Source organism: Marinobacter sp. PE14, from assembly GCF_053566155.1.
Genome location: NZ_JBQXNY010000004.1, coordinates 183,383 through 209,123, shown reverse-complemented (window position 1 = coordinate 209,123; position 25,741 = coordinate 183,383). Strand labels below are relative to the sequence as shown.

The following is a 25,741-nucleotide window of genomic DNA, read 5'->3' as shown; positions in this document are numbered from 1 at the left end:
TGAGCGCAAATAACTCAAGCGGACCCAGGGGATAACTGATGCGAAAGAACATTCTGATTACCGGTGCCAGCACCGGTCTCGGGGAAGGCATGGCTCGCGAATGGGCGGCCAAAGGCTGTAATCTGGCGCTCTGCGCGCGCCGGGCAGACAAGCTGGAAGCTCTTCAGCGGGAATTGCAGCAGGCCCATCCGGATATCCGGGTACTGGTCCGAGGCCTTGATGTCTGCGATTACGAGCAGGTGTTCGAAGTATTTCGCGGTTTCCGGGATGAGCTCGGCAGTCTTGATCGGGTGGTGGTTAACGCGGGTATTGGCAGCTCGCAGCCCATCGGCCGTGGCCATTTCGCCTCCAACCGACACACCGCCGAAACCAACTTCATCGCCGCCATTGCCCAGAGCGAGGCGGCCATGGAGATTTTCCGCGAACAGAACAGCGGCCACCTGGTGTTGATGTCATCAGTCAGTGGCGTTCGCGGTTTCCGTGGTCCTCTGAACGTATATGCCGCCACCAAGGCTGCCGTGGCCTCCTTGGCGGAAGGGCTGCAACTGGATACCAAGGGCAAGCCGATTAACGTCAGCAATATCATGCCCGGCTACATCCTCACGGATATCAATCGGGACACCAAGAACGCGCCCTTTCGGGTAGATCTGGAAACCGGCGTGAAAGCCCTGGTTAAAGCCATTGAATCCGAGAAACGCCGGGCCTATGTGCCCTGGTGGCCATGGACGCCACTGAGTTATGTGATCAAATCCCTCCCCTTTGGGTTATTTGCCAGAGCAATGTAAGCAGCTTGGAATCTTCAGCATGATCAAATCCTTTGCCCTGGCAGCGTTGATTGCTGTGCTGCTGGGGTTCCTTGGTTTTCAATACTACATCACCTCCGTGCCGGATCTGGCAGAGCCCATTGCCGTGGAGGAAACCCGATTCATCGAGCAGGACCAATCGCTTCTGGTAACGCTAAGGGGTGGCGAAGGCCGTCAGTTCACCGTGGGCCTGCGCGGGGACATCGCCAACGATCCGGAACAAACCGCTTTGTTCTTCATCAGCAATCCGGATCTGGTGCCCTACGTGTACTGGCCGGGTCTTCGGAGCAACGACGAGAAACGGGTACTGGAGCTGCTGGAAGACATGGTTGAGAAACCAATGCAGAATGAGGCGGTCACGCAGATTTATGAGGTGCTCAAGAACCGGAACTGAAGCCGCCGGATTCTGGGCGGGCTGGAAAAATGGCTGGGGAAGCGGGTCCAAGAACTCCCCCAGCCAGCGCCACGCTCGTGGCGACTTCCTAGCGCACTTTTGAAAGGAACTTCTGGGTGAGTGGGTTCTGCGGATCGGTAATCACCTGGCGTGCTTCACCGATCTCTGCAATCACACCCTCGTGGAAGTAAGCCACCCGATCAGAGACATCCCGTGCGAATCCCATTTCATGGGTCACACAGATCATGGTCATCCCCTCTTCTGCCAACAGGCGCAGGGTGTCCAGAACCTCACCGACCAGCTCCGGGTCGAGCGCGGAGGTCACCTCGTCAAGCAGCATGTAGTCAGGCTTCATGGCCAGAGCACGGGCAATTGCCAGGCGCTGCTGCTGGCCGCCGGACATTTTCGTGGGATAGACGTCGAACTTGTCACCCAGGCCGACGTGCTCCAACTCTTTCTTGGCAATTTCAATTGCCTCTTCCTTGCTCATTTTCTTGACGATTCTGGGGGCAAGCGCCGCGTTCTCCAGCACCGTCATGTGGGGAAAGGAATTCCACTGCTGGAAGACCATGCCCAGTTTCTGACGCAACTTGTCCTTATTGGTTTCCTTGGCATGGACATCCACATCATCCACGAGAATTTTGCCCTTATTGATACTCTCAATGGCATTGATGCAATACAGGAGCGTCGACTTCCCGCTGCCAGAGCCCCCGATAACGCTCACGACCTCGCCTTTCTTTACATCCAGGCTGACGCCTTTCAGTACTTCAAGATCGCCAAAGGATTTATGGACATTCTGTACGCTGATCATATTGCCATTTTCCTCTCAACATACCGGCCGTAGTGAGACAGCGGGTACGAAATAATGAAGTAAAAGATACCAACACCGATCAGGATCTCGAGCGGTTGCTGGGTTCTTGAAATCAGTTGCTCCGACGTGCGTAGCAATTCCATATAACCGATGACCGAGACCAGGGCCGAGTCCTTGATGACACTGAGTGCAACACCCAGCCACGAGGGGAACACAGCACGCAAACCAATCGGTAACCGAATGTGATAGATGGTTTGCCATTTGGTCATACCCAGTGAGCGCGCTGCTGTCTGCATTGAGGGGCTGACGCTCTCAAAGCCGCTGCGGAATACCTCGCTCATGAAGGCCATGGTGTACAGGGAAAGCACAATGGAGCCCGCAACAAACGGTGCCAATGGATTCCCCATCGCACCGACAAAGGTGGAAAACAGGATAAGCTGAATGATCAGTGGAACACTTCTCAGGACGTCCAGCACGCTACCAAAAAGGACGTTGACGGCCCGGTTGCTCTCGGCACGCAGAAAACCGACGATCAATCCCAGAACAGTGCCCACCACGATGGCGACAACGGAGATGATGACGGTATTCCAGACGCCAGTCAGGATCAGACCGCTATCGCTCCAGGACAGGGGTGTGAATAGAGAATTCATCAGATTTCCCCCTTGAAGAGTCTGCGGGCAAGGAGTGATGAACAGAACAGCACCAGTTTGGTGATGATAAAGTACATAACAGCCGCCACGATGAAGAACTCCAGCGTTCTGAACGACAGTGATTGCAACCTCTGAGTGGTGCCGGAAAGCTCACTCATGCCCACAAGAATGCCCAAAGAGCTCATCAGGATGGACCAGACAAACTGGTTGGTCATCGGGTGGTAGATGCGTCTCAGCATCTGCGGAAGGATGATGTGTCGATACGTCTGGATGCTGGTCATGCCGAGGGATTTGGAGGCGCTGTACTGGGTGCTCGGAATCGACTGAAACCCTCCCCGGAACGTCTCCGTCAGGTAGCCCGCGTTGATGAAGACCAGTGCGCTCAGTACCGCCACATAGGGGCTCAGGTGGATACCAAATGCTCCAAGGCCGAAATAGGCCATGTAGATCTGGAACAGGGCCGGCGTATTCCGGGCGATCTCGACCCAGACCGTAGCCACCTGGCTGAAGAACCTCGTGTTATTCATTTTGGCGATCGCCAACAGTATTGCGATCACAACGCCCAGAAGCATCGCCAGAACGGATACGTGCAGGGTAACGAAGGCACCGTTCAGCAGCTGGGGCATATTCTGGAACACAACGTTCCAGTGAAATTCGTAGTCCATACCTTGGCCATTTTATGAATGGTAGGAAGCTCGACCAGAGCCCGGTAAGAAGGGCCTTGATCAGAATTTTAGGTCAGGACACCCGATGGTGGGTGCCCGACCCGGGAACCAATGCAATGACGGCCGCCTGTTTGGCGGCCGTCGGTTCGGCGCTTACTTGTTGTCCCGGAGGGACTGAATCAGATCGGCCGGCGCATCGGTGCCGAAGTGCTTGTTGTAGGCTTCGTTCATGTTGCCGTCGCGAATCTGGCGTACGAGGAACAGGTTCAAATAGTTGATCCAGGCAACCTCATCACGCTTGGCGATGATGCCCACAACGTCGTCGTAGTTGGGAACGTAGGGACCGGCCTCAAAATCTTCGAACTCTTCGCTACGCAGTTTGGTCGCGATGTTCGTGTTGGTTGAGATGATTGCGTCAACCTTGCCCTGGTAAAGACCCAGGTACGCATCGTTCTCGGATTTGAAGGAGGTGTAGTTGTCCTTGCCCCAGCCCTGCTGCTCGGCATAGGCGAGGTATTCGGTTTCGTAAGTGGTGCCGAGTGCCGCACCGACTTTCAGATCCTTCAGGTCATCGAAGGATTCAATGTTCTTGTCCTCGTTGGCGATTACCTGGAATTTGAACACAAAGTACGGATAGGTGAAGCCAACGGTCTTGGCTCGCTCAAGTGTATCGGAGGTAGAACCGATAACCACGTCGGTCTTGCCAGAGACCAGGGAGGGGATCCGCTCGCCCCAGGTCAGGTTGAGAACGTTGACGTCTACGCCGAGCGCTTCGCCCAGGTCGTTACAGTAATCGACGTCGAAGCCGGCCGCCTCGTTATTCTCGTCAAAATATCCCATTGGTGGGAAATCCAGAACCACGCCACAGTTCAGAGTGCCACGTTGAATCACGGTGTCCAGCTGATCGGCTGTCGCGCTTACGGAGGTTACCGCAGCACAAGCGAATACAAGCGGTGCTAGTTTGCGAATCATAGTTATTCTCTCTTTTTCTTTCGTGGGCGAAAAGTGTGTGTCCGTTATGCCTACACAACACGAGTTATGTGCAAAAAGCATACGTAAAAATACTACCGTAGATTATTTAGTGAAAATTTTTGAAATTCGCCATTTGGTAGGCAATTTTCCTTAATTTCCTCAATATAACCGGATTTTGTGAGCCTGCAACTCGTGATGACGGCCAAAAAACGAACAAACGGTCATTTTTCATGTTCTTAGGTCTATGATTTAAATGATTTTTACACCTCCTTAATGAAAAAGACGAATTTATTACTATAGCAGGCCTTTTTAACTGTCTCTGAGCAACACCGCGGGATTTAACCGCATTGCCCTGAGTGTGGGCAGGAGTCCACCCAGCAGCGCCAGCGAGCTGACACTTCCGGCAACCAGCGCCCCAACCCACCATAAATCGGCTGCCGGCAGCTTCAAGGCGAGGTCAGCAACAGGTAAAGCAATTAGCGCACCAAGCGCCGTCGCGAAAACCGTTGCCAGGAAGGTCAGCAAACCGGTTTCCAGCAGCATGGATTGGCGGATAGCTCCGTGACGGGCGCCAAGGCAGTGCAACAGGTTGGCCTCGTAAAGCTGGCGCCTGCGGCTGACACTGACCACGCTGGAGAGCACGAGCAGGCTGGCGAGAAGACTGACCGATGCTACAGCAGCCAGGCCCGCGGCTGCCTTGTTCAGCAGATCGCCGGCGGTTTCCAGCCAGTCAGCGGTGCGCAGCGTGATTACATTGGGAATGTTCTGTACCAGCCATTGCTGGGATTTCCTGGCCGCCTCATCGCTTTGGTAGACCGCACCGACGTAAAGGCTGATCAAGTCGTCCAGTGCGCCTTGCTGCAATATGCCCTCGAACCAGAATCGGGTCTGCAGCCCTTTTTGCCGGTAAATTGCACGGATTTCGACATCGATGCTCTTATCCTGTGCAGTGAAGGTCAGCTGGTCGCCCACACCCAGTCCAAGCTGGTAGGCCTCCCGGTCTTCCATGGCCATGTACGCGGGCTCTCCCTCGGGGGCCGGCGATTCCCACCAGTTGCCTTCTACCAGTTCCAGTGCTTCGGGATTTCCCGAGAGATAACTCAGTTTGTATTCATCCCCCATGGCTTCGCGCCGAGCTTCGGCATCATCGGCGAGAACCCTGGCAATTGGCTGCTGATTGATGGTATCCAGGCGGGAACGGACCATCGGAAGCAGCTCAACGCGACTGGAAGCATCCAACGCTTCCAGGCCGTTTTGCAGCGGTTCCATCTGGTCCGGGAACACTTCATAGAGAATCAGGGCCGGCGATTGTTCCGGGATGGTGGTTTCCAGCGCCCTCAGGAGCGTGGTAACCATCAACGTGCAGGCCACCACAAGCGTCAGTGCGGTGCCCAGTGACAGCAGGGTTGCCCGGAGCGGCGAATCTGGCCGGTGCAGATTGGCCAGGGCCAACCGCCGGGCGAACCTGCGGTCGGCAAAACCGCCGTTTTCCAGAGCCTTGGCACCACGGCGCAAACCGTTGATCAGCCCTTCCAGGAGGCCCCAGAGCAACGCAACCGCCAGCAGGAACAGAAAGCCCAGATGAGGCGATGGAAGCCAGAACAGAGTAGCGCCGATGTAGACGGCCAGCAGTAAATAGCTGGCAATCCGCCAGCTGCGAGGCTCGTTTGGAGCCGCCTCGACCTGTCCCCGGAAGAGTCCGGCCGGCGCAGCAGCCAGGGCTCGAGCCAGTGCCGGCAGTGCAAACACGTAAGCAGTAAGAACAGCAAACAGCCAGCTCAGCAGCAAGGGAACCAGCCACAAGGACAGCCAGCCCCCGGCCCCCTCGGGGCCTGCCAATGCAAAGGCATCGCCCGCCAGGCTGATCGCCAGGGCGGAAAGAGCTAGCCCGATACCGCCACCAATCAGCCCCGCAAGGCTACCCAGTATGCCAATCTGCAGCAGGTATATGCCGACAAGCGGTTTGCCGCGCAGGCCCAGTGTTTGCAGGGTGGCAATCGTGCCCAGCTTTTCATCGAGGTAGGCGTGGATGCTGTTGGCAACGCCAAGACCCCCGATGAACAATGTAGTGAAAGCGATAAGGATGAGTGCTGTGGCAATCTGGTCCAGCCGCTCGGAAATCCGTTCGCTGCGCTCGGCAAAAGTAGTGATTTCCCATCGCGCATCCGGGAATGCCTGCTCAAATTCCTCAAGCCAGGTGTCGAGATTCTGTTCGGTTTGTACCCGGTATTCGTAATCCACGCGGCTACCCGGGCGAATCAATCCGGTTGCCTCGACCGCCTGTTCAGAAATCATGATCGGCAGGCCGCGCCAATTGGCGTTCAAGCTCCGATCCGGCTGCTTCTGAATAAGGCCGCTGATTCGAAAGGTGGCTGCGCCAATCTCAATCTGGTCGCCAACCGACTGGCCCAGGCGTTCTGCCAGCAACGGATCAATAATGGCGCCCCAATGCCCTTCTTTCTGGGCTGTAAGAACACCCAGGGGTTCATCCGGTGTCAGCTCCAGCTCGCCGTAGAGGGGGTAGAGGGCATCCGGAACCAGTATCTCGGCCCGGAAGAAGCCGTCGCCGCCGCTTCCGCTGACGATGGTATCGAATTCCCGAACCAGTGAAATTTTGCCGGTAGCACGAATCCATTCGAGCGCATCATCGGGCAGCGGCTCGCTGGTATCCAGCTCCACATCGCCACCGAGCAGCGCGCGGGTATCCGCCAGCAAGCTTTGCTCGATCACCCGGTAGAGGCTGGCTGTCGCAGCCACAAGGGTAACGCCGAGGATCAGGCAGGCCAGGAAAATCTTCAATGCAGAAATACGTGAACGCAGATCGGTGATCGCGAATCGGAGCATCCAGAGCGGGTTTGCGGAGCGTTCAGGAGGCATAGAGACGCCCACCGTCCATCCGGACTCTGTGCTGACAACGCTCGGCAACGCGCTCGTCGTGGGTCACCAGTACCAGCGTCGATTTGCTGTCCTTGTGCAAGTCGAACAGCAGGGAGAGCACTTTCTCACCGGTTTCGTGGTCCAGATTGCCTGTGGGCTCATCCCCCAACAACAGGCTTGGCTGGTGAACCAGAGCCCGAGCGATCGCTACCCGTTGCTGCTCGCCGCCAGAGAGCTGCCCCGGGTAGTGCTGCAGCCGATGGCTGAGACCTACTGCCTCCAACATGGCGAGAGCTCGTTCCCGCGGCCTGGCCTCGCCGGCAATCTCAAGCGGCAGACTGACGTTTCCCAGGGCCGTGAGGCCAGGCAGCAGGTGAAAGGACTGGAAAATAATGCCAAGGTGCTCACTTCGCCAGTCCGCCAGAGCATTCGGGTCCATGCTGCCCAGGCGTTGATCGCCGACCAGAATTTCACCACTGGTCGGTCGCTGCAGGCCAGACAGCAACAAGAGCAGGGACGTTTTCCCGCTGCCAGAGGGGCCGGTGATTGCCAGTGTTTCTCCCGGGGGCACCATGAGGGAGGCATTTTTGAGTACGGCGACCTTGCCGGACTCGGTGGGGTACTCGAGAAAAATGTCGGTCATTTCAACACTGGTGGACACTGGCGCTCCTCTGGTTTGATGAATTTCCTGCTCTGTTGCGTATTAGTAAATGATCGGCATCCGCATAAAGTTTAGAGTACGAACCCTTTTTAAGAGTGGCGCACTCACGTTTTTTGGCGCCTTCACGGAAAAACAGGAGTCCTGACCATGACCGGACCGCTCGATGGCATTCGCATTATCGATCTGACAGCCGTGATTTCCGGGCCTCTCGCGACCATGATACTGGCGGATCAGGGTGCCGAAGTTATCAAGATCGAGAATCCGGCGGGTGGCGACTTTACTCGCTCCGCGGCCAATCGGCAGGGCGATATGTCGGCGCTGTACCTCAACAACAACCGCAACAAGAAATCAGTGGCACTGAACCTGAAAGAAAAGGCAGGACGCGACGCGCTGCTTCGACTGGTAGCGTCGGCCGATGTCTTTGTGCAGAACTTCCGGCCGGGCGTCATTGAGAGGATGGGGCTCGGCGAAGAACAGCTGCGCAAGGTGGCCCCGAATCTCGTGATGGTATCAATCAGTGGTTTCGGTGACACCGGCCCCTATTCCCAGCGACCGGTATACGACCCGCTGATTCAGGGCCTCTCCGGATTGGCCACCGTGCAGGCCGGCGCCGATGAACTGCGTCCGCAACTGGTGAGGACCATCCTGCCCGACAAACTCACCGGTGTAACCGCAGCCCAGGCGATTACCGCAGCTCTGTTTGCCCGGGAACGCACCGGGGAAAGCCAGCATGTCCGGCTGTCCATGCTGGACGCAATCATCGCGTTTCTCTGGAGCTCCGACATGGGCAGCCAGACCTTTGTTCACAGTGAAGTGCCACAGCAGGAGGCTGCAAGCCTTCAGGATCTCATCTATGAGACCACAACCGGTTACATCACCATTGCGGTTCAGAGCGATCGTGAGTGGCAGGCCCTTATTCGTGCCTTGAATCGTCCGGGGTGGGCTGAGGATCCGCGCTTCCTGACCGCGAAGTTGCGACAGGAGAACATCGACGCCAGGCTGGAACTTATCCAGTCGGTTATCAAAACCGACACGGCCGAACACTGGCTGGCAAAACTGGAAGCCGAGCAAGTGCCCTGCGCCCCGGTGTTAACCCGAACCCAAGTGCTGGACCATCCTCAGGTCGAGGCGAACGGCCTGCTCTCAAACTATGATCACCCACAGGCTGGGCGGCTCCGTCAGGCCCGGGCGCCTTCACGCTTCTCGGCGACACCCGAGCAGCAGTGGCGAGGGGCACCACGGCTGGGCGAGCAAACCACCGAACTGCTGGCAGAATGCGGGTATTCCGGCGAGGAGATCCAGGCAATGTGCGATTCAGGCATCGCAGCGGTACCCGCCGAATAACGTTCTGACGCAGCAAATACACCGCTCCCGGACGATCCAATGCCCGTACCCGTGGTTCACCATCCAGACTACAGCTTCCCATTCCCGGCAAAGCACCGATTTCCCATGGAAAAATTCGGGCTCCTTGCCGATTACGCCCGCTCAAAAGGGCTTCTCACTCAAGCCAATAGCTTTCGCCCTGCCCCATGCCGGCAGGCGTGGCTGACCCGTACCCACTGCACGGATTACCTTGCCCGTTTCGCCGGCGATCAACTCTCGGCGCGGGAGAAACGTCAGATGAATCTGCCCTGGAGCAAGGGCCTCGTCCGACGCACTTTCCTGGCCCCTTCCGGCACGGTTCTGACGGCGCAGTTGGCCCTTCAGCATGGCATTGCCTGTCATCTGGCCGGTGGCACTCATCATGCCCATTACGATTACGCTGCCGGCTTCTGCATCCTCAACGACCTGGCGATCGCCGCTAACGTGCTGTTGCAACAGGAGGGCATTGAACGTGTGCTTATCTTCGATGTGGATGTGCATCAGGGTGACGGTACCGCTGCCTTGTTGACGAATGAGCCGAATGCCTTTACCTGCTCCATTCACTGTGAACGCAACTACCCGTTCGAGAAAAAGGCAAGCGATCTCGATGTGGCCTTACCGGATAGCCTCGAAGACGAAGCCTATCTGGAGGTTGTCAGCGAGACGCTGCAGAAAGCACTTGCGCTATCGCGCCCGGATATCGTGCTCTACGACGCTGGGGTAGACGTTTTCAGGGATGACCCACTCGGCCGGCTGAACATCTCCGAGGCAGGAATTCATCAACGAGACTTTCAGGTGCTCAGCGAACTGAAACGACGGGGTATTCCGGTAGCGACGGTTATTGGTGGAGGATACGATGATGACCGGGCTCAATTGGCAAGGCGCCACGGGATTGTCGTCGAGGAAGCGTGCCGGCTGTTTGTCTCTTTCTGACCCAAGTACTGCCGCCCGTTTGAACTACAATTTGAGAATAAAACGCACTAGTGAGCAAGATTACATCTCGTTGGGCTGAGTGTTACGGTGACCGCATTGGTCCAGGTAAAACAACGCCATCCGAGAAATGAGTGGATTTGAGTAAGAAGCGGCAAACTTCACACCAATAAGCAGTTTCCGCTTAAGGAGGGACGCCAGGAATGCCGAGCCAGGAGGCCATTCAGCTGCATCGTGACGTTGCGATAGGTTCACCGGGAATCTATCAGAGCATCGTTAACCGGATCGGCTGGGTGATTATCGCCGTAGCCAGCCTGGTTTTGCTGTCCTGGTTTCTTGATATTGAAGCTGGTAAACGTGTTTTACCGGGCTTCCAATCAATGAAATTCAATACAGCCCTGTGCTTTCTCATCTCTGGCTTTATCCTCAAACACAAATCGCTGCGACCGATCCCTCACGGACACGACCCCGTTACCGCGGTGGCGGCGGTGTTCCTTATCGTCGTTTCTGCACTGACACTTCTCGAGTACGGTACTGGTTGGCAGCTTGGCATCGATAATCTCGTGGTCATGGATAGCGGAACGCCGCCCGATTCATACCCGGGGCGAATGTCCATCAGCACCGCACTGTGTTTCAGCATTATCGGTATTGCATGGGTTGCCACGTTAACACCTATGCGCCAGGCCACAGTCGCATTACAAATCCTTGCTCTGGCTCTATTCACGATCAGCGGATCAGCGCTGATTGGTTACCTGTTCGGTGTTCAGCAGTTCGAACTCACCATTTTTTCCACGATGGCACTGCACACATCCCTGCTGTTCGTGCTCTGCGGTGCTGCCATGCTTCTGATCAGGCCCCGTGAAGGCGTAATGAGCTCTGCCACGAGTACCTTTATCGGTGGGCGATCCTTGCGGAGTTTATTACCGTTCATCGTGGTTACACCTATCCTGGTGTGCTGGTTAAGCCTCAAGGGCATTGAAGCCGGCTACTATGGAGACGCTTTCGGGTTTGCCATGAGCGCCGTTGCGAGCATTCTGGTGCTGACTTTCGTTGGCTGGCTGGGCGCCGATGCTCTTAACCGAGAAGAAGACCGCTTCCGCTCGACAATCGACTCCTCTCCCGTCGCCACGGTGATGATCGATACGAGCGGCACAATCCAGATGGCTAACCGGCTCGCACACTCGCTCTTTCTTTACCCCAGGGGACAGCTGGTCGGAAAGTCGGTCGAGTACCTGATGCCCAATCGGTTCCGCAAAGGGCACAGTGGATTCGTCAATGGTTACATGAACTCGCCCGAACAACGCATGATGGGCAAGGGGCGGGAGCTATTTGCTCTCCGCCAGGACGGTTCCGAGTTCCCGGCCGAAATTGCTCTCAATCCTGTTAGGACTGTCGAAGGGCGTCATGTCATGGCCTCGATTGTGGACATTACAGAACGAGTCGAAGCCGAAAAGAAGATCCTCAGACTCAACCGCATTCACAGGGTTTTGAGTGGTATTAATACCCTGATAGTGCGAGTCCAAACGCAGGAGGCCTTGTTCGAAGAGGCAACGCGCATTGCGGTTGAAGCGGGGGAAATACCAGCAGCGATGGTCGTGCAATACAACCGGGCGTCGGGCCAATGCTCTTTGTTGAAACACAACGCTTCCGATCATCAGCTACGACAAAGACCTTTATCCGTCGCCGAGAAGAGCATTGTCCAGGAGTGTCTGCAGGGACATCATGTGGTGATTCGAAACGAGCTGGCTGAACGCCACAACGTTAGTGACTTTCGGGATCTGATAGATCTTGGTGTCCAGGCATTAGTAGTGTTCCCGCTGACACCCCAGGGTCATTCATTTGAGGCAGCTCTGGTGCTCTATCGTCGCGAGGCGTTTTCCTTCGACCCGGCGGAAATGAAGCTTTTGCATGAGGTCGCTGGCGATATATCCTTTGCAATCGCTAATCTGTCAAAGAGCCAGCAACTTGAGTATCTGACTCACTTCGACAGTGTTACAGGCCTGCCAAATCGACTCTTGCTGACCGACCGCCTCGAACAGGCCATACTCCAGGCCGACAGGCATCACGGTATATTCAGCATACTTTACGTAGACATCGACCGCTTCAAGCAGGTCAATGATAGCCTCGGTCATACAGGCGGCGACGATGTGCTCCGGAAAGTTGCCCATTGCATCCGATCATGCGTGGGAGAGGCTGATACGGTGGCGCGTTGGGGAGGCGACGAATTCGTTGTGCTCCTTCCGGGCCAGAGCGCCGCCAAAGTTTCAGAGATCGCCAACTGCATAAATGGAGAACTGCACTCGGTAATTGTGCTGGAGGACGGGCGGGAACTATTCGTGTCTTGCAGCATGGGCATAGCAGAATACCCGCGCAACGGAGTCAATCTGGACGTCATGATCAGCAGCGCCAGGAGTGCGATGACCGCTATCAAAGAACATGGCGGCAACGACTATCGGCTTTTTGTCCCGCAGTCCAACGGTGCCGTTGATGACCGGCTTGCACTGGAAACCTCATTGCGGCATGCAATGGAGCGGGACCAGTTCCAGTTGTACTATCAGCCCCAGATCGACATCGCTTCCCGGCAAGTTGTCGGCCTCGAAGCATTGTTGCGCTGGAATCACCCCACGGAAGGCATGATCGCACCGGACCACTTCATTCCTCTCGCCGAGAAGACTGGTCTGATCATTCCGATTGGCAAATGGGTCCTGGAGGAAGCCTGCCGTCAGGCCGTGGAGGTGCCAGGTCTTAAACTGGCGGTAAATCTGTCGGCTCGCCAGTTCCATCAGGAAAACCTGGTTGCTGTCATTCAGGAAGTCCTCAAGAAAACCGGCATGCCGCCGGCCAACCTGGAACTTGAGATAACGGAAAGTGCTCTGATTTACGAGGTTGAATCAGCCATTGCCACTATGTCGCAATTGATGAAGCTGGGCGTAGACATTTCCCTCGACGACTTCGGTACCGGCTACTCCAGTCTGAGCTACCTGAAGCGCTTCCCTATCGACACGCTAAAGATCGACAAATCATTCATTACTGAATTGACCACTGACCCCGGAAGCGAGGTGATCGTCAACACCATTATTGCCATGGCTCACAGTCTGAAGCTCAAAGTTATTGCCGAAGGCGTGGAGACTGAGGAGCAGCTCGCTATGTTGCGCGAGCGCAAATGTGATCAGGCTCAGGGCTATCTATTTTCCCGGCCGCTGCCATTCGAGGAAGCAATTGGAAAGGTGCGGCGCTAGACCGAGTTTAGATTACTCTTGATCATCACTGAAAGCAGACCGATGGAACTCCGCCGCCTCCTCGGCGTCCTGGACACCTACTTCATGAACCTCTGGCACCTCCCCTCCTGCCAGCACTTCAAGCACGGCGTGCACCCCCTTGGACAACGAAGTCAGGCTGTACCCGCCCTCCAGAACCAGCGCCAAGCGCCCCTCACAGTGTTTGTCGGCAATAGCCTGAACAATACCTGTAATCACTTTGAAGCCATCATAGCTGAGGTTCATGGCCATATCGTTTCTGTGCGGATCAAAGCCGGCAGAGACAAGCACCAGATCCGGCTTGAAGTAATCCGCCGCCGGCATCAGGATCTCCCGGAACACTTTCTCAAAGGCAACGTCGCCTGCCGTTTCCGGCAGTGGCACGTTGATGGTGTAGCCCTCCCCGAGCCCATCACCGACCTCCTCCAGGTGACCGGACCCGGGATAGAATGGCGCCGCGCAGTGGGTATCGAAGAACAGGACATCGGGATCTGCCCAGAAGATGTCCTGGGTACCATTGCCATGATGGGCATCCCAGTCAATGATCAGGATTTTTTCGCAACCCAGTTTGGCCTGGGCGTGGGCCGCAGCGACCGCCACGTTATTCAGCAGGCAGAACCCCCGCGCGCGAACCGGTTCGGCGTGATGGCCGGGTGGTCGAATCAGGGCGAATGCGCTTTCGCATTCCCCTTTAACAACGCTTTCAACAGCGGCGATGGCGTTGCCGGCCGCAGCAGTAGCGGCTTTGATGCTGTCCGGGGAAACCGCTGTCGTGTCTTTATCAAGCCAGGCCCGCTTGCCATCCAGTGAAAAAACGTGATCAAGGTAGGAGGTGGTATGGACCCGGGCCAGCTGATCGTAGGTTGCTGCAGCAGCGCCGGATTTGAACTGAATACCCGCCACCGGGTTTTCATCCAGATACTCCTTGATGGCGCTGATACGCCCAGGGTGCTCTGGATAGCTCCATTTGAAATCCAGGCCCTGAAGAATGGAACGAACGCGTTTTTCCACCCGACTGGGCATGAAAGGGAGATCCACCTCGGGGTTGTGCCCGAGCATGATCTCATCGTAAAACACATTCACACTGCGATCGCCGATCATTACCAGTTTCCTTTTCTCATGTTTGTGGTCCCGACAGCGCCTGCTTCACTACTGAGGTAAATGCTGCCGCTCGAACCCCGGTCGGTTTGAAACCCAGCTTGGTCCAGGCGGCCTTGGCCTCCTTGTTTGAAGCAGAATATTCCAGGATCAGCTCCGAGGCGTGATGCTCCTCCGCGAAGGTCACGAGGTCCCGCAACAATGCTTTCAGAATGCCAAGCCCCCGGAATTCCGGCTCTACCCAGATATCATCAATAACGCCAGACTTGAATTCTGTTGCTTCCGACTGCTCCCAGATCCCCTGGCTTCGCAGGATGTACACATAACCCATGCCAACAAGCCCCGTGCTTTTGCTATCGGCCACAACGAGTCGTCTGTTGGGATCGTCCAGGGAGGAGTGCAGAGTTCGCAAAAGCCGTTTGTACTCACTTTCCTTCAAGTCATGGGGAGGCGCACTCGAGACATGCAGGGCCAGTTTGGCGAGGAAACCCACCATCTCGGGCAGATCCTCTTCGCAGGCCTCTCTGATCACAAATCCACGCTTAGCTTGCTTTCCAGCCACGTGCAACTCCCGCTAGACCGCCGTGTAGAGCAAACCGGGTAAAACCAGGAGTGATCTGCATTTTCGGGTCGTATACATATGAGCTAACCTTCAAAGCTTAGTCGCTGGTTGATCCCGCTACAAAAGCAAAGTCCTTGAAACTGTTCTTGGAATAATTTCGGCTGCAGGTTAGTTTCAACAACAAACCTGATTTGAATTGCACCGGGATTTCTATGAGGCATGCGTACCGGAACCACATCGGTCAAGTGAGCATCCAGGGCGAGAGACGATGAGGAAACTTTTCCTGATTCTTGGCCTCGCGACGATGATCGCGCTGGTAGCCTCTGTCGGCTCGCGGCCTATGCTGATTGAAGAGCGGCTGATCCGGATTCAGGCAGAGGATACTCTCCGGGAGTTCCCTCGCATCGAATCGGAGCCCCTGGAACTTCAGGCCGCATTGCTCGATATGTCGGACGACGAGCTTCTTCTCCTGAAGGCCCGCGCGGCCTATTTGCGATACCCAACGATTACCCGTGAGATCTTTCCGGTTTACGGACCTGAACCGGAATTCCGGGAAATTCTTCGGCTCTATGGCGAAATCATTCTTCCGCCGATCCACTATTTCCTGAGCAACCCCATTGGCTCGATCGAGCTGATGAACGATCTTGCCACTCAATACCAGGCGGCTGTGGAGTTCTTCACCGGGAGCGGAAAGACAGACACCGATGCAGCCCCCCAGCAAAGCACGCCCAGAAAGGAGAAGCTGACTCGGGAAGAGCGTGGGTGGTACGCCGTGCGCTTTATTCAGGAAGAAGGGCATGATTTCCTGGGCCAGTTTGTTATAAACGACCAGGGCGACATTATCTGGGTTCGAACGGAACGGGTTCTGGAGAACATTAACCAGTTTTTCGCCAGTGGCATCCGCAACCTTGAGATTCAGCACCGCACGGGGGAGGATGTGTCCGCCGCTGACGTTGGCTGGGCATCAGTGGATGTTCTGGTTTTTGCCAGCGCACTGAAAGTGCTTCGGGCCGGACGCGCGGTTGCGGTTTCATCGCGAAGCGCCGCGGCGGGTACCCGGTCTGCGGCGCTTGGCGCTCGCCTGGCCAACAGCGGGCGCATGCTGCTGACTACCGCCCGATACGCAAAATGGCCCGCCGTGATCGGCGTAGGGTACCTGGTGGTCACGCACCCGGGTATCATCAACGACTTTCTGGCCGAGGTGTCCGAAATCCTGGGCTACCCGGTAAAGCTGGTGCAGTTTCTCGGATGGATGCTGATATTGCTGCCCGTGTTGTACATCGGCAGCTGGGTATTCCGATTCATTTTACGTCCGGCACTCGTCTTGCTCGGAACCCTGATCAATGGCCTGGCACACCTTGGCAGCAGAAAATCACTTAACAGACTGGACTGATTCAGAGACCGCTATGTCCTTTTCCCGCATCTACGAACAGGCCGTCCTCCAGAAAGGCGGCGAAAGTGAGGTTCGCGCACGGCTGCCGAGAGTGGCGGCACCCGGCGAGCTTGGGGCTCTTGGTGACGATCGATACCTTTCGGAAATCACCCGGTGCATCTTCAAGGCCGGTTTCGTCTGGCGGGTGATCGAAAACAAATGGCCGAAGTTTGAAGAGGCCTTCGAAGGTTTTGTACCGCTCTACTGGCAGCAGGTTCCTCCCGAAGTGCTTGAGCGTTTGGCGGGCGACGAACGCATCGTCAGGAACGCGCAGAAAATTCAGACCGTTCCCGAAAATGCGCGGATGATTGTCGATGCCTCCCGTGAACACGGCAGCTTTGGCAAGTTCCTCGCCGATTGGCCCAGCAATGACCAGGCCGGCCTGCTGATGTGGCTTAAACGCAACGGAGCGAGACTCGGTGGCAACAGCGCCCAGTACTTTTTGCGGCGAGTGGGTTGGGACGGCTTTATCCTTTCACGGGATGTTATTGCCGCGCTGCATAGGGAAGAGGTTTTGGATGCCTCTCCCACCAGCAAGAAAGGGCTGATGCAGGCGCAGGAAGCGTTTAACCTCTGGCATGAGGAGAGTGGCTTGCCCTACAGCCACCTCTCGAGAATCCTCTCGTTTACTATCGACTGATCTTGTCACGCGATTTCATTGCCTCTTGTTTATTTAATGATAATTGTTATCATTCGCCTCCGCATTAACAACGAAGGCGCATTTTTGTATGAAAGTCATCCGCTCCCGACGCTGCAGCTCTGCAGCACTGGTTTCACTCCTCGGCGCAAGCTCTCTGGCCATGGCGCAATCGCAAACCGACGACGCGACCACACTCGAAGCTCTCGATGTGGTTTCTGATGCGATCACCGCTCCGGACTATATGCCTCTGGAAAAAACGCCGGCCGTTGGAAAACTGAACGTTCCGGTTGAAGAGCAACCCTATTCGGTCTCAATCGTCGATCGCAGCTTCATCGAAGATTCCGGCGCCAAGAACATCCAGGACGCCCTGCTCTACACCCCCGGGGTTAACGCGGGCAACTTCGGTTTTGACACCCGAATCGATTCCGCAAAAGTGCGTGGAGTAGACGCCGGCCGCTACCTGGATGGCTTGCGTCAGATCTACGGTTCCTACAACACTGTTCGCACCAATGTGTACGCCCTCGAGAGCATCGAAGTGCTCAAGGGCCCCTCCTCCATGCTTTATGGCCAGAGCGATCTGGGCGGAATCATCAATGGGGTATCCAAGCTCCCGGAAGAGGAACAGGGCGGCGAGATCTGGGCCCAGTACGGCACCTTTAATCGTAAGCAACTGGCCGTGGATGTAACCGGCCCCGTCAACGAGAGCGGTGATTTGCTGTACCGGCTAATCGCACTGGGACGCGACAGTGACACCCAGGTGGATTATGTGGAAGACGATGGCTACGTGCTTGCTCCTTCCCTGACCTGGCGCGCCACAGATCAAACAAGCGTTACCCTGCTCCTGAACCGCCAGGAGAACAAAGGCCAGGTATCCGCCCAGTTCCTGCCCCAAGCCGGCACGCTTGAGCCGGGCTCCCGGGGCATCATTGGTTCCGAGCGGTTCGTCGGCGAACCCGATTGGGATCGCTATGACCGGGAAAAAACGGAGGCAACGCTGTTTGTCGATCATCAGCTAAGCCCGAATTGGGCGCTTTCCGCGACGGCCCGTTATACCGATTCCAGCGCTGAAACTCGTGAGCATTGGATCACTATTCCAAGCGTTCCTGACGCCAACGGTGAGGTATCACGAACCATTTACACGGCAGACGCTGAAACCCGTCTCTTCAACATGGACGCTCGTCTCGAGGGCGATGTTGATCTGGGCATGACTCGCCACCGCCTCATTATCGGAGCCGACCGCCAGGATGCCCTCTGGAAACAGGACAACTACTTCTATGGCTATGGCCTGGGCGGAACGTTCGATGTTTACGACCCACAGTACGGCAACCTGAATGACAGCATCATCAACCCATCCGACCGGCCAGACAACAAGATTGAGCAGGTTGGCCTCTACATTGCCGACCACATTGAGATCGGTCCTGTTGTCGTTTCCGCGGGCCTTCGCCACGACTGGGCCGAGAACCGCAAGCTGGCCGTCTCGGGATCAGACACCGTCAGCGACGAAGAGGCCACCACCGGCCGAGCCGGTTTAATGTACCGGTTTGAAAACGGGATCTCCCCGTACATCAGCTACGCTGAAGCTTTCAGCATGAACCTCGGTACCGATGGCACCGCAGCGGCCAACACGTTGGAACCCACCACCGGCGACCAGCAGGAGGCGGGCGTTAAGTACGTTTCCCCAGACCAGTCCCTGGGCATTACCGCCGCTTACTTTGACATTAACCAGGAGAACCGGATCAGCGACGGCAGCACCCCCGGTGGTGTCGAGCAGACCGGCGCGGTGATCGATGGCTGGGAGCTGCAGGTGAACAAGCGGTGGCAGCGTTTCGAAACCCAGCTGGCCTATACCGACCTCAACGCCACAGACGATGCCTCTGGCAATCGCCTGCCCTATGTGGCCGAGCGTCAGGCCTCCTGGTGGAACCAGCTCTACATCGCCAACAACTGGCGGTTCGGTGCCGGGGTGCGCTACGTGGGTGACAACGTTGGCTCAGGCGGCGGGCCCGTCGTTCCTTCCGTTACCCTCTACGACGCGATGATTGGCTACACTTGGCAGAACTGGGACTTCACCGTCGATGCCAAGAACCTGGCCGATGAAGAGTACATCACTTGGTGCCGCTCCGAAGGCGCAGACTGCGGTTACGGCGAGCGCCGCACTGTGAATGCCAACGCGAAGTATCGTTTCTAAACACGCTTTCCTCTCACGCCATCCCCAGCCACCATAGGCTGCGGATGGCGTGCTAGCATTACAGTATCTGCAGGGACTAAGATCGAGGAAACCATGCCAACCATTGCCAGCCCCACGGAAAGCAGGCCCCTGTTCTGGCGAGATCCCCGAATTCCTAATGTGGAATTGCGAAAAGTGGGCGATGGGCGCAAAGTTTGCTATTCCCCTCACACCCACACCCAATGGTCGATTGGTGCCATCACCGACGGCGAGAGCACGTTTCAGTACCGAAGTGATTATTACAGGGTACGCGCTGGCGATCTGGTACTCATGAATCCTGAGTGGGTTCATGCCTGCAATCCCATCGACAATCAACCCTGGGCCTACCTGATGCTGTACGTGGACACCGACTGGCTGACAGATCTTCGGTTCCGCGCCGGTCTTCTCCCAGAACCTCGCTGGCAGGACATTTCCACCGCAACCATATCTGAAGCCATCTGGTATGACCGCTATTGTCGCATGGCGAAGTGTCTTCTCGATCCTCAGCGCGATTTGCTGGAAAAACAAACAGAAGTGGTTGAGTTCCTGTCGGACCTGATGCAAAAACTGGCCGAGCAACCCGTTACTGCAGAATCCCGGGCACCAGACACCCTCTCAGCCCTCGCACGTTACCTGGACCACCATGCCGCAGAAGATGTCTCGCTGGACACACTCTGCGAGCTTTCCGGCTTCAGTCCAGGGCATCTTATTCGGGCGTTCAAGCAGTATTTTGGCCTGACACCTCACGCCTATCTGGTAAACCGCCGCGTCCAACTCGGACGGGTGGATTTGAAAAATGGCATTCCTATCGCCGAAGCAGCCCTGAACGCAGGGTTTGCCGATCAGCCGCATTTCCAGCGTGCTTTCAAACGGCTGATGGCCGCAACGCCAAATCAGTACCGTCGACTCTCACCCAATCACCAGATACAGACAACTGGCCGCGAGTAATAGAGCCAGAATGCGGTTCACCGTTACCAGCACCTCCGGCCGCTGAACGTACCTGCGCAAGAAAGCACCGGCGTATACCCAACAGCCCAGCGACAGCCAGCAAATCGGCAAGTAGACGGATGCAAACATCAGAATCTGATCCAGATCGTTGGCGCTGGTATAGGCACCAATACCGGAAGCCGAGGCCAGCCACGCCTTGGGGTTGAGCCACTGCATCAGTGCCCCCGTCGCGAAACCGGGGGCCTTCCGGGTCTCTCCCTCTGGCAAGCGGCCATTGTCCGTGGCCAACTTCACGCTCAGGTACAGCAGGAAAACGACGCCCGCCCAGCGGAGCACCTCCTCGAAAATGGGCAGCATGGTTAATAGCGAATACAGGCCGAGACCCACAGCAATGAACAGGGCAATGAAACCCAGCGTAGCTCCGGTCACGAAAACAAGACCGCGAGAAACCGGATAGCGGGTACCACTACTGAGGCAGACAAGGTTGACCGGCCCCGGAGATATAGAGGCGGCCAGAGCAAACGCGGACATTGGCAGGATCAGGGAAAGACTCATTGTTTTATTCTCCGTTCGTGTCTGGGATGAGTCTGGCCTGAAGTCCGGAGAGTTTATTGAATAAAATTGAGGTTAGTGGAGATAGAGGGATTCGAGGTTGTCGAAATCTGGATCATGGACATCAGACCTGGGCGAGAATACATTGATGATGGCGCCGGATAAAAATCCAGAGCGCTGCCTTCAGGATGAACGGCCCAAGGAAGTATGCAGGATCCGATGTCGCAGGGGCGAATTGCTGACGGCATTCATTGGACAGCCAAACCTCAGGAAGGAGGACATCCTAATGAAAGTCAATGAAGTGATGGTTACCGACGTGGCGAGCTGCTCCCCACGGATGTCTTTACAGGACGTTGCCATGATGATGTGGAACAACGACTGCGGCGCCATTCCGTTGGTGGATGATATGGAACACCCACTGGGCATAATCACTGACCGGGATATCGCCATGGGCGCGGCTCTGCAACACAGGCCGTTGTGGGATATTCGTGCCGAGGACATCTACAGTAATCGTGAACTGTATTGCTGTTCACCGGGCGACAGCATTAAAAAAGTTCTACAGCTCATGGAAAAACATCAGGTGCGGCGTCTTCCGGTGGTCGATCAATACAACCAGCTTTGCGGCATGGTGAGCATGGGAGATATCGTTTCGTTCACCGGCACTGAAACCCCGAAGAAAGCCAGCGACAAGAAGATTTCCTCAACGGAAACCATGGATTTCCTACGGCACGTAAGTGCTCACCACCTCAGCCATAAGGCTCCAGCCGCCTTGTAAGAGCACTTAGCTCAATGCAGTCGTCCGCTTGCGGAAGCGGCGGCTGCAGATTTGCGAGCTATCTAATCACACTCACTCGTCAGAGCGTTGTCAGCTCTTCTTCCGCTGCTTCTTTTTCGCCTTCTCGTACAACTCGCGCAATGCTTTAGGATTCTTCCCTTTACCCGAGCCGTGAGACTCCAGGATACGTGTCCAGATCGCCTGCTTATGGTCAGGAGAGAGCTGCTTCCACTCCTTTTTTTCTTGCCTGGTTCGGCCACAGGCTTTGCAGATGGTTTTCTTGTCGAACTCGCAGACGTCAATGCAGGGTTTCTTGGTGATGGGCTCCATGGACTCTGGCTTACCCTCTTGCTAAAGAAGTGGCTTAGTCCAAGGCTGAGGGCTGCAGCCCCCGGATACAAGGCGCAGGGCCCGTGGAAAACCGAGACGACAGGCGAGTACGGTATATACGCTTCGTCATCATCCACGACTTTCTCGAACCGCCCTGCCCGGTGTTGTGGGGTCAGAAGGTGTAGGCGGCGCCTACGGAGAAGTAGTCGATATCGACGTTATCGAGATCGTAGCGCTCGTATTCGGCTCGCAGCTGGAATGAGAACAGAGTGAACCGGGCGCCCACCCCGTAAAACGGGTCGGTACCATCGTCGCTACCGCCATCGAAATCACCGTCCCAGCTGATGAAGCCGGCTTTGGCAAACAGGCCAACTGGGCCCAGTTTGAAGCCGGCCAGCCCGGCACCGGTCCAGCCATCGACTTCAAAATCCGCGTTACTGAGCGAGCCAAGGCTGCCGCTAAACTTGCCAAAATCGACATAGGCGCCTTCAACCGCCAGATCCACCAGGGGAATCAGGCCCAGGTTGTAGCCACCAAAGATCTTGTAGCCGGTATCGTCGTCGTCAAAATCGACATCACCGATGTCCGGGAGCTCATCGTCGAAATCAAGCTGAGCCTGGCCTACCGAGGCGCCGAGATACAGACCGCTGTCGCTGCCTGCGAGGGAAGTACCCGATACTGCAAAAAGGGAGACTGCAAGAGTGAGAGGAATTACAGGTTTCATGATCTTAGAGTCCTCTGCTAAGAGAGCATCGGTTAAAAATTAGGCGACCTTCTGACATTTGTCGAATTAATTGCGCCAAAACCCTCTGATTCCTCGTAAAGGCCGTTTTTTCAGTCTTTTATGCAGCTTTTCACTACGGTTAATTCGTTTTCGATGTTCGCCGGTCTTCTAAGATGGCTGCGACCCTTTCACAGTCGGCTTCGGGCTCACAGTCAGTCCAGGGCTCCAGCAGAGCCTGGTTAGCCCCCGGACACAAGGCGCGGGGCTCGTGGACAACCGAGACGACAGGCTAGTACGGTATATACGCTTCCTCATCACCCACGACTTTCTCGAACCGCCCTGCCCGCCAGTCTTCTCTGGCTGTATCTATACGGGCCTTGCTAGAAGACACGAAGTTCCACTCGATAAAACGCTTGCCAAGCGGCTCACCGCCAATCACGACAATACGGGTATCTTCTGTGGCGGTAATGGCAACACCGGACTCAAGGGAAAAGATCGTCATGCTGTGGGTAGGCAGCTTAGAGCCATGGGCTCGCAGGGCTCCACTGGCAACGTAGACGGCGCGCTCAGGCGCCTGGGGTAACGCCAGGGTCTGACCGGTTTTAAGGGTGGCCTCAAGGTACAGGGTTTCGCTGAACTGGCGCACGGGCGAGGTTACTCCGTAGGCACTGCCGATCATGACTCGAACCGGCACGCCGTCGATCTCAACTGCGGGGATGTCATCCTCTGGATAGTGGTGGAACGCTGGCGCCGTTTCTTCGTGCTCTTGCGGCAGAGCCAGCCAGAGCTGGAGCCCATGCAAGCGGTGATCCGTTGCGGTGATCTCAGGGCGCTCCCGCTCGGAATGGGCGATACCGCTGCCGGCCACCATAAGATTGATATCTCCGGGCCGGATTGGCTGGTAGCTGCCAACGGAATCCCGGTGCAGTATCTCGCCCTCAAACAGGTAGGTTACGGTAGCAATGCCTATATGGGGGTGCGGCAATACGTTGATGCCCTCGCCCGCCGTAAAATCCGCCGGTCCCATTTCATCAAAGAAAATCCACGGGCCGACCATTTTCCGTTTTGCCGTTGGCAACAGGCGGCGGACAGAAAAGCCGCCCAGATCCGCAACCCGGGAGCTCAGTATGGTTTCAATAGCACTGCACGGTGCGTCAGTGGCATCACAGCCCTGCTCCGCCAATCTCATCAGATTACTCACGCTTCTCTCCCGAGGGGCATAATACCCCTACCGAGTAATTGTAGAGCCATTATAGAGGCGCCCCCTACTTGGTCACCGATATTAGGCTTAACCGAATCTGGCCCGCTATAGTGAGCGTCAAGAAATTTAAGCAATACCATTGGCCCGGAGCCCTGATGTTTTCATCACTGACTACAGGCATCATCGCTTTCGTCATCGCCACTTTCGTCATCGTGACTGCCGGCAGCCGGTTGGCACGGGTAGCCGATGAACTGGCCGATCGAACCGGCCTGGGCGAAGCCTTGTTCGGCATCTTCCTGCTGGCCGGAGTAACGTCACTGCCCGACTTCGCCGCCACCCTCAGCGCGGCGCTGGATTCAAGGCCGGATCTGGCCATGAGCAATGTCATGGGCAGCATGGCCGCAAACCTGGTGTTTCTGGGCATTGCGGACATCATGTACCGGAAGGCCAACCTGGAACACGCCGCGGCATCCTCGACCAACCTGATGCTGGCCGCTTTGTTGATCGTCTTGCTGGCTCTGCCACTTCTGGCAATTGCCAGTCCGCCAGTTTCGTTCTGGGGCATTCACCCAATCACGCCGGTTATTACCGCAGCCTATTTGTTTGGACTACATCTGGTTCGCACCACCGACAGCAAGCCCATGTGGTTTCCCCGCCTGACCCGCCAGACCGTCCCCGACAAACCCGGCCATTATCTTCATGGAGGCCTTGCCCAGGCATGGATCAACTTCGCTGTAATGGCTGCCATTACGGGTGTCGCTGGCTGGGTACTGATGGAAGGCGCCAAGGTGATCAGCGACGAAACAGGCCTGTCGGATACACTGATCGGGGGGCTGTTTACCGCGCTCGCCACCTCCTCGCCCGAGCTGGTTACAACCATTGCGGCCATCCGCAGAAACGCGCTTACACTGGCGGTAAGCAATATTTTCGGTACCAACTGTTTTAACATGCTGGTGATTGCGTCGGCCGATGTCGGCTACCCTGGCGGCTCCATCTATCACGACATTACCCCGATACAGATGACCTGGGGCCTGGTGAGTATTCTGATGACGGCCACTCTCCTGATGGGCATGGTCCGACGCCAACGCTACGGAATCGGCAAGATAGGATTTGAAAGCGCGTTGATGCTCACGGTCTACGCGGTGGCGCTATCAATCGTGATGGCAAGCGGATAATACGGAGTTTAACCATGAAAACCATTGGCCTTCTCGGCGGCATGAGCTGGGAATCCACGCAGACCTATTACCGATTGATCAACGAGGGCGTCAAAGGCCGGCTGGGCGGGCTGCATTCAGCCAAAATGGTGCTCTTCAGCGTGGATTTCGCGGAGATTGAAGCGCTGCAACACAAAGGCGACTGGCCGGCCACTGCCGACATCCTTGCCGCGGCCGCTCTGTCAGTGCAGAAGGCAGGCGCGGATTTCCTGATGATCGGCACCAACACCATGCACAAGGTTGCTCCGGAGATCGAGCAGGCGATCGGGATTCCTTTGCTGCACATTGCGGATGCAACCGCGCAGGTGCTGAAGGAAGATGGTGTGACCCGAGTAGGCCTTCTGGGCACACGGTTTACGATGGAGCAGGCGTTCTACCGGGACCGACTGGAGGCCGCCGGTATCGACGTTCTCACCCCGGATGAAAGCCAGCGGGATGAGGTGCACCGTGTTATCTACGAAGAGCTGTGCCAGGGCGAGATCAAGTCTGATTCGCGCCATGCCTACCTGGATACCGTTTCGTCGCTTTCCGGGCGCGGCGCGCAGGCGGTCATTCTCGGCTGCACCGAGATCGGTTTGCTGATCAGCCAGGCCGACACCGAGGTTCCACTTTACGACACCACGGAGATTCACGCCGCCCGAGCCGTCGAGCTGGCGTTACATTATCCGTAGAAGACC

General features: G+C 56.4%; 24 protein-coding genes. 12 read left to right on the top strand and 12 right to left on the bottom strand.

Features of this window, described 5'->3' with window-relative positions; all coding sequences use genetic code 11:
- Positions 1-38 precede the first annotated feature (38 nt).
- Both ACWJ62_RS14485 and ACWJ62_RS14480 read left to right on the top strand, forming a co-directional pair.
- Positions 39-785 carry an SDR family oxidoreductase gene (locus ACWJ62_RS14485; protein WP_449286820.1) on the top strand — a complete coding sequence of 249 codons (747 nt, stop codon included), beginning with the start codon at positions 39-41 and terminating at the stop codon, positions 783-785.
- Between the two features lie 19 nt (positions 786-804).
- Positions 805-1,197, top strand: coding sequence for a hypothetical protein (locus ACWJ62_RS14480; RefSeq protein ID WP_449286819.1), 393 nt, complete (start codon positions 805-807; stop codon positions 1,195-1,197).
- Positions 1,198-1,285: 88 nt separating this feature from the next.
- Here the strand turns inward: ACWJ62_RS14480 and ACWJ62_RS14475 are convergent, their stop codons facing one another.
- The 6 genes from ACWJ62_RS14475 to ACWJ62_RS14450 form a co-directional block, all read right to left on the bottom strand.
- Positions 1,286-2,008, bottom strand: coding sequence for an amino acid ABC transporter ATP-binding protein (locus tag ACWJ62_RS14475; protein WP_449286818.1), 723 nt, complete (start codon positions 2,006-2,008; stop codon positions 1,286-1,288).
- Entirely contained in the window at positions 2,005-2,658 is a 654-nt protein-coding gene (locus ACWJ62_RS14470; protein WP_449286817.1) for an amino acid ABC transporter permease, read from the bottom strand. The genes ACWJ62_RS14475 and ACWJ62_RS14470 overlap by 4 nt, the downstream gene beginning before the upstream one ends.
- Positions 2,658-3,323 (bottom strand): amino acid ABC transporter permease, encoded by a 666-nt coding sequence (locus tag ACWJ62_RS14465; protein ID WP_449286816.1) that lies wholly within the window; start codon positions 3,321-3,323, stop codon positions 2,658-2,660. The genes ACWJ62_RS14470 and ACWJ62_RS14465 overlap by 1 nt, the downstream gene beginning before the upstream one ends.
- 153 nt (positions 3,324-3,476) lie before the next feature.
- Positions 3,477-4,295: a transporter substrate-binding domain-containing protein gene (locus ACWJ62_RS14460; RefSeq protein ID WP_148610123.1), complete on the bottom strand. Its 819-nt coding sequence runs from the start codon at positions 4,293-4,295 to the stop codon at positions 3,477-3,479.
- Between the two features lie 309 nt (positions 4,296-4,604).
- A complete protein-coding gene (locus tag ACWJ62_RS14455; RefSeq protein WP_449286815.1) occupies positions 4,605-7,172 on the bottom strand; it encodes an ABC transporter permease in 2,568 nt (855 codons plus the stop codon).
- Complete coding sequence (locus ACWJ62_RS14450) at positions 7,162-7,815, bottom strand: ABC transporter ATP-binding protein (protein ID WP_449287094.1); 654 nt, start codon at positions 7,813-7,815, stop codon at positions 7,162-7,164. Before ACWJ62_RS14450 ends, ACWJ62_RS14455 begins: the two co-directional genes overlap by 11 nt.
- Positions 7,816-7,980: 165 nt before the next feature.
- On the opposite strand from ACWJ62_RS14450, the gene ACWJ62_RS14445 reads away from it, so the two are divergent.
- The 3 genes from ACWJ62_RS14445 (at position 7,981) to ACWJ62_RS14435 (ending at position 13,364) form a co-directional block, all read left to right on the top strand.
- Positions 7,981-9,177: a CaiB/BaiF CoA transferase family protein gene (locus ACWJ62_RS14445; protein ID WP_449286814.1), complete on the top strand. Its 1,197-nt coding sequence runs from the start codon at positions 7,981-7,983 to the stop codon at positions 9,175-9,177.
- Between the two features lie 39 nt (positions 9,178-9,216).
- On the top strand, positions 9,217-10,128 hold the full coding sequence (locus ACWJ62_RS14440; RefSeq protein WP_449286813.1) for a histone deacetylase family protein: 912 nt from the start codon (positions 9,217-9,219) through the stop codon (positions 10,126-10,128).
- Positions 10,129-10,328: 200 nt separating this feature from the next.
- Positions 10,329-13,364 carry an EAL domain-containing protein gene (locus ACWJ62_RS14435; protein WP_449286812.1) on the top strand — a complete coding sequence of 1,012 codons (3,036 nt, stop codon included), beginning with the start codon at positions 10,329-10,331 and terminating at the stop codon, positions 13,362-13,364.
- A gap of 12 nt (positions 13,365-13,376) precedes the next feature.
- On the opposite strand, the gene ACWJ62_RS14430 is transcribed toward ACWJ62_RS14435, so the two are convergent.
- Positions 13,377-14,483: a histone deacetylase family protein gene (locus tag ACWJ62_RS14430; RefSeq protein ID WP_449286811.1), complete on the bottom strand. Its 1,107-nt coding sequence runs from the start codon at positions 14,481-14,483 to the stop codon at positions 13,377-13,379.
- Positions 14,484-14,499: 16 nt separating this feature from the next.
- Positions 14,500-15,042: an N-acetyltransferase family protein gene (locus tag ACWJ62_RS14425; protein WP_449286810.1), complete on the bottom strand. Its 543-nt coding sequence runs from the start codon at positions 15,040-15,042 to the stop codon at positions 14,500-14,502.
- A gap of 268 nt (positions 15,043-15,310) precedes the next feature.
- Here ACWJ62_RS14425 and ACWJ62_RS14420 point away from each other — a divergent pair, with 268 nt between their 5' ends.
- The 4 genes from ACWJ62_RS14420 (at position 15,311) to ACWJ62_RS14405 (ending at position 20,268) form a co-directional block, all read left to right on the top strand.
- Entirely contained in the window at positions 15,311-16,435 is a 1,125-nt protein-coding gene (locus tag ACWJ62_RS14420) for a hypothetical protein (RefSeq protein WP_449286809.1), read from the top strand.
- A gap of 13 nt (positions 16,436-16,448) precedes the next feature.
- Entirely contained in the window at positions 16,449-17,114 is a 666-nt protein-coding gene (locus tag ACWJ62_RS14415) for a DNA-3-methyladenine glycosylase I (RefSeq protein WP_449286808.1), read from the top strand.
- An 88-nt stretch (positions 17,115-17,202) separates the two neighbouring features.
- Positions 17,203-19,302: a TonB-dependent siderophore receptor gene (locus tag ACWJ62_RS14410; protein WP_449286807.1), complete on the top strand. Its 2,100-nt coding sequence runs from the start codon at positions 17,203-17,205 to the stop codon at positions 19,300-19,302.
- Between the two features lie 93 nt (positions 19,303-19,395).
- Positions 19,396-20,268, top strand: a complete 873-nt coding sequence (locus tag ACWJ62_RS14405) for an AraC family transcriptional regulator (RefSeq protein ID WP_449286806.1) — start codon at positions 19,396-19,398, stop codon at positions 20,266-20,268.
- On the opposite strand, the gene ACWJ62_RS14400 is transcribed toward ACWJ62_RS14405, so the two are convergent.
- Positions 20,230-20,823, bottom strand: a complete 594-nt coding sequence (locus ACWJ62_RS14400) for a LysE family translocator (RefSeq protein ID WP_449286805.1) — start codon at positions 20,821-20,823, stop codon at positions 20,230-20,232. The genes ACWJ62_RS14405 and ACWJ62_RS14400 overlap by 39 nt on opposite strands.
- Before the next feature lie 283 nt (positions 20,824-21,106).
- Here ACWJ62_RS14400 and ACWJ62_RS14395 point away from each other — a divergent pair, with 283 nt between their 5' ends.
- Positions 21,107-21,595 (top strand): CBS domain-containing protein, encoded by a 489-nt coding sequence (locus ACWJ62_RS14395; protein ID WP_449286804.1) that lies wholly within the window; start codon positions 21,107-21,109, stop codon positions 21,593-21,595.
- Positions 21,596-21,685: 90 nt separating this feature from the next.
- Here the strand turns inward: ACWJ62_RS14395 and ACWJ62_RS14390 are convergent, their stop codons facing one another.
- The 3 genes from ACWJ62_RS14390 to ACWJ62_RS14380 form a co-directional block, all read right to left on the bottom strand.
- Positions 21,686-21,925: a DUF1289 domain-containing protein gene (locus tag ACWJ62_RS14390; protein ID WP_449286803.1), complete on the bottom strand. Its 240-nt coding sequence runs from the start codon at positions 21,923-21,925 to the stop codon at positions 21,686-21,688.
- Positions 21,926-22,097: 172 nt separating this feature from the next.
- Positions 22,098-22,649 (bottom strand): outer membrane beta-barrel protein, encoded by a 552-nt coding sequence (locus ACWJ62_RS14385; protein WP_449286802.1) that lies wholly within the window; start codon positions 22,647-22,649, stop codon positions 22,098-22,100.
- Between the two features lie 289 nt (positions 22,650-22,938).
- Positions 22,939-23,850, bottom strand: coding sequence for a pirin family protein (locus ACWJ62_RS14380; protein ID WP_449286801.1), 912 nt, complete (start codon positions 23,848-23,850; stop codon positions 22,939-22,941).
- Positions 23,851-24,005: 155 nt separating this feature from the next.
- Between ACWJ62_RS14380 and ACWJ62_RS14375 the strand changes: the two genes are divergently transcribed.
- Positions 24,006-25,025 (top strand): sodium:calcium antiporter, encoded by a 1,020-nt coding sequence (locus ACWJ62_RS14375; RefSeq protein WP_449286800.1) that lies wholly within the window; start codon positions 24,006-24,008, stop codon positions 25,023-25,025.
- Positions 25,026-25,039: 14 nt separating this feature from the next.
- On the top strand, positions 25,040-25,735 hold the full coding sequence (locus tag ACWJ62_RS14370; RefSeq protein WP_449286799.1) for an aspartate/glutamate racemase family protein: 696 nt from the start codon (positions 25,040-25,042) through the stop codon (positions 25,733-25,735).
- The last annotated feature ends 6 nt before the right edge of the window (positions 25,736-25,741 follow it).

Bases quoted from the DNA above. Each gene is read 5' to 3' on its own strand.
- ACWJ62_RS14485 (WP_449286820.1), top strand. From the start codon at position 39: ATGCGAAAGAACATTCTGATTACCGGTGCCAGCACCGGTCTCGGGGAA.
- ACWJ62_RS14480 (WP_449286819.1), top strand. From the start codon at position 805: ATGATCAAATCCTTTGCCCTGGCAGCGTTGATTGCTGTGCTGCTGGGG.
- ACWJ62_RS14475 (WP_449286818.1), bottom strand. From the start codon at position 2,008: ATGATCAGCGTACAGAATGTCCATAAATCCTTTGGCGATCTTGAAGTA.
- ACWJ62_RS14470 (WP_449286817.1), bottom strand. From the start codon at position 2,658: ATGAATTCTCTATTCACACCCCTGTCCTGGAGCGATAGCGGTCTGATC.
- ACWJ62_RS14465 (WP_449286816.1), bottom strand. From the start codon at position 3,323: ATGGACTACGAATTTCACTGGAACGTTGTGTTCCAGAATATGCCCCAG.
- ACWJ62_RS14460 (WP_148610123.1), bottom strand. From the start codon at position 4,295: ATGATTCGCAAACTAGCACCGCTTGTATTCGCTTGTGCTGCGGTAACC.
- ACWJ62_RS14455 (WP_449286815.1), bottom strand. From the start codon at position 7,172: ATGCCTCCTGAACGCTCCGCAAACCCGCTCTGGATGCTCCGATTCGCG.
- ACWJ62_RS14450 (WP_449287094.1), bottom strand. From the start codon at position 7,815: ATGACCGACATTTTTCTCGAGTACCCCACCGAGTCCGGCAAGGTCGCC.
- ACWJ62_RS14445 (WP_449286814.1), top strand. From the start codon at position 7,981: ATGACCGGACCGCTCGATGGCATTCGCATTATCGATCTGACAGCCGTG.
- ACWJ62_RS14440 (WP_449286813.1), top strand. From the start codon at position 9,217: ATGCCCGTACCCGTGGTTCACCATCCAGACTACAGCTTCCCATTCCCG.
- ACWJ62_RS14435 (WP_449286812.1), top strand. From the start codon at position 10,329: ATGCCGAGCCAGGAGGCCATTCAGCTGCATCGTGACGTTGCGATAGGT.
- ACWJ62_RS14430 (WP_449286811.1), bottom strand. From the start codon at position 14,483: ATGATCGGCGATCGCAGTGTGAATGTGTTTTACGATGAGATCATGCTC.
- ACWJ62_RS14420 (WP_449286809.1), top strand. From the start codon at position 15,311: ATGAGGAAACTTTTCCTGATTCTTGGCCTCGCGACGATGATCGCGCTG.
- ACWJ62_RS14415 (WP_449286808.1), top strand. From the start codon at position 16,449: ATGTCCTTTTCCCGCATCTACGAACAGGCCGTCCTCCAGAAAGGCGGC.
- ACWJ62_RS14410 (WP_449286807.1), top strand. From the start codon at position 17,203: ATGAAAGTCATCCGCTCCCGACGCTGCAGCTCTGCAGCACTGGTTTCA.
- ACWJ62_RS14405 (WP_449286806.1), top strand. From the start codon at position 19,396: ATGCCAACCATTGCCAGCCCCACGGAAAGCAGGCCCCTGTTCTGGCGA.
- ACWJ62_RS14400 (WP_449286805.1), bottom strand. From the start codon at position 20,823: ATGAGTCTTTCCCTGATCCTGCCAATGTCCGCGTTTGCTCTGGCCGCC.
- ACWJ62_RS14395 (WP_449286804.1), top strand. From the start codon at position 21,107: ATGAAAGTCAATGAAGTGATGGTTACCGACGTGGCGAGCTGCTCCCCA.
- ACWJ62_RS14390 (WP_449286803.1), bottom strand. From the start codon at position 21,925: ATGGAGCCCATCACCAAGAAACCCTGCATTGACGTCTGCGAGTTCGAC.
- ACWJ62_RS14385 (WP_449286802.1), bottom strand. From the start codon at position 22,649: ATGAAACCTGTAATTCCTCTCACTCTTGCAGTCTCCCTTTTTGCAGTA.
- ACWJ62_RS14375 (WP_449286800.1), top strand. From the start codon at position 24,006: ATGTTTTCATCACTGACTACAGGCATCATCGCTTTCGTCATCGCCACT.
- ACWJ62_RS14370 (WP_449286799.1), top strand. From the start codon at position 25,040: ATGAAAACCATTGGCCTTCTCGGCGGCATGAGCTGGGAATCCACGCAG.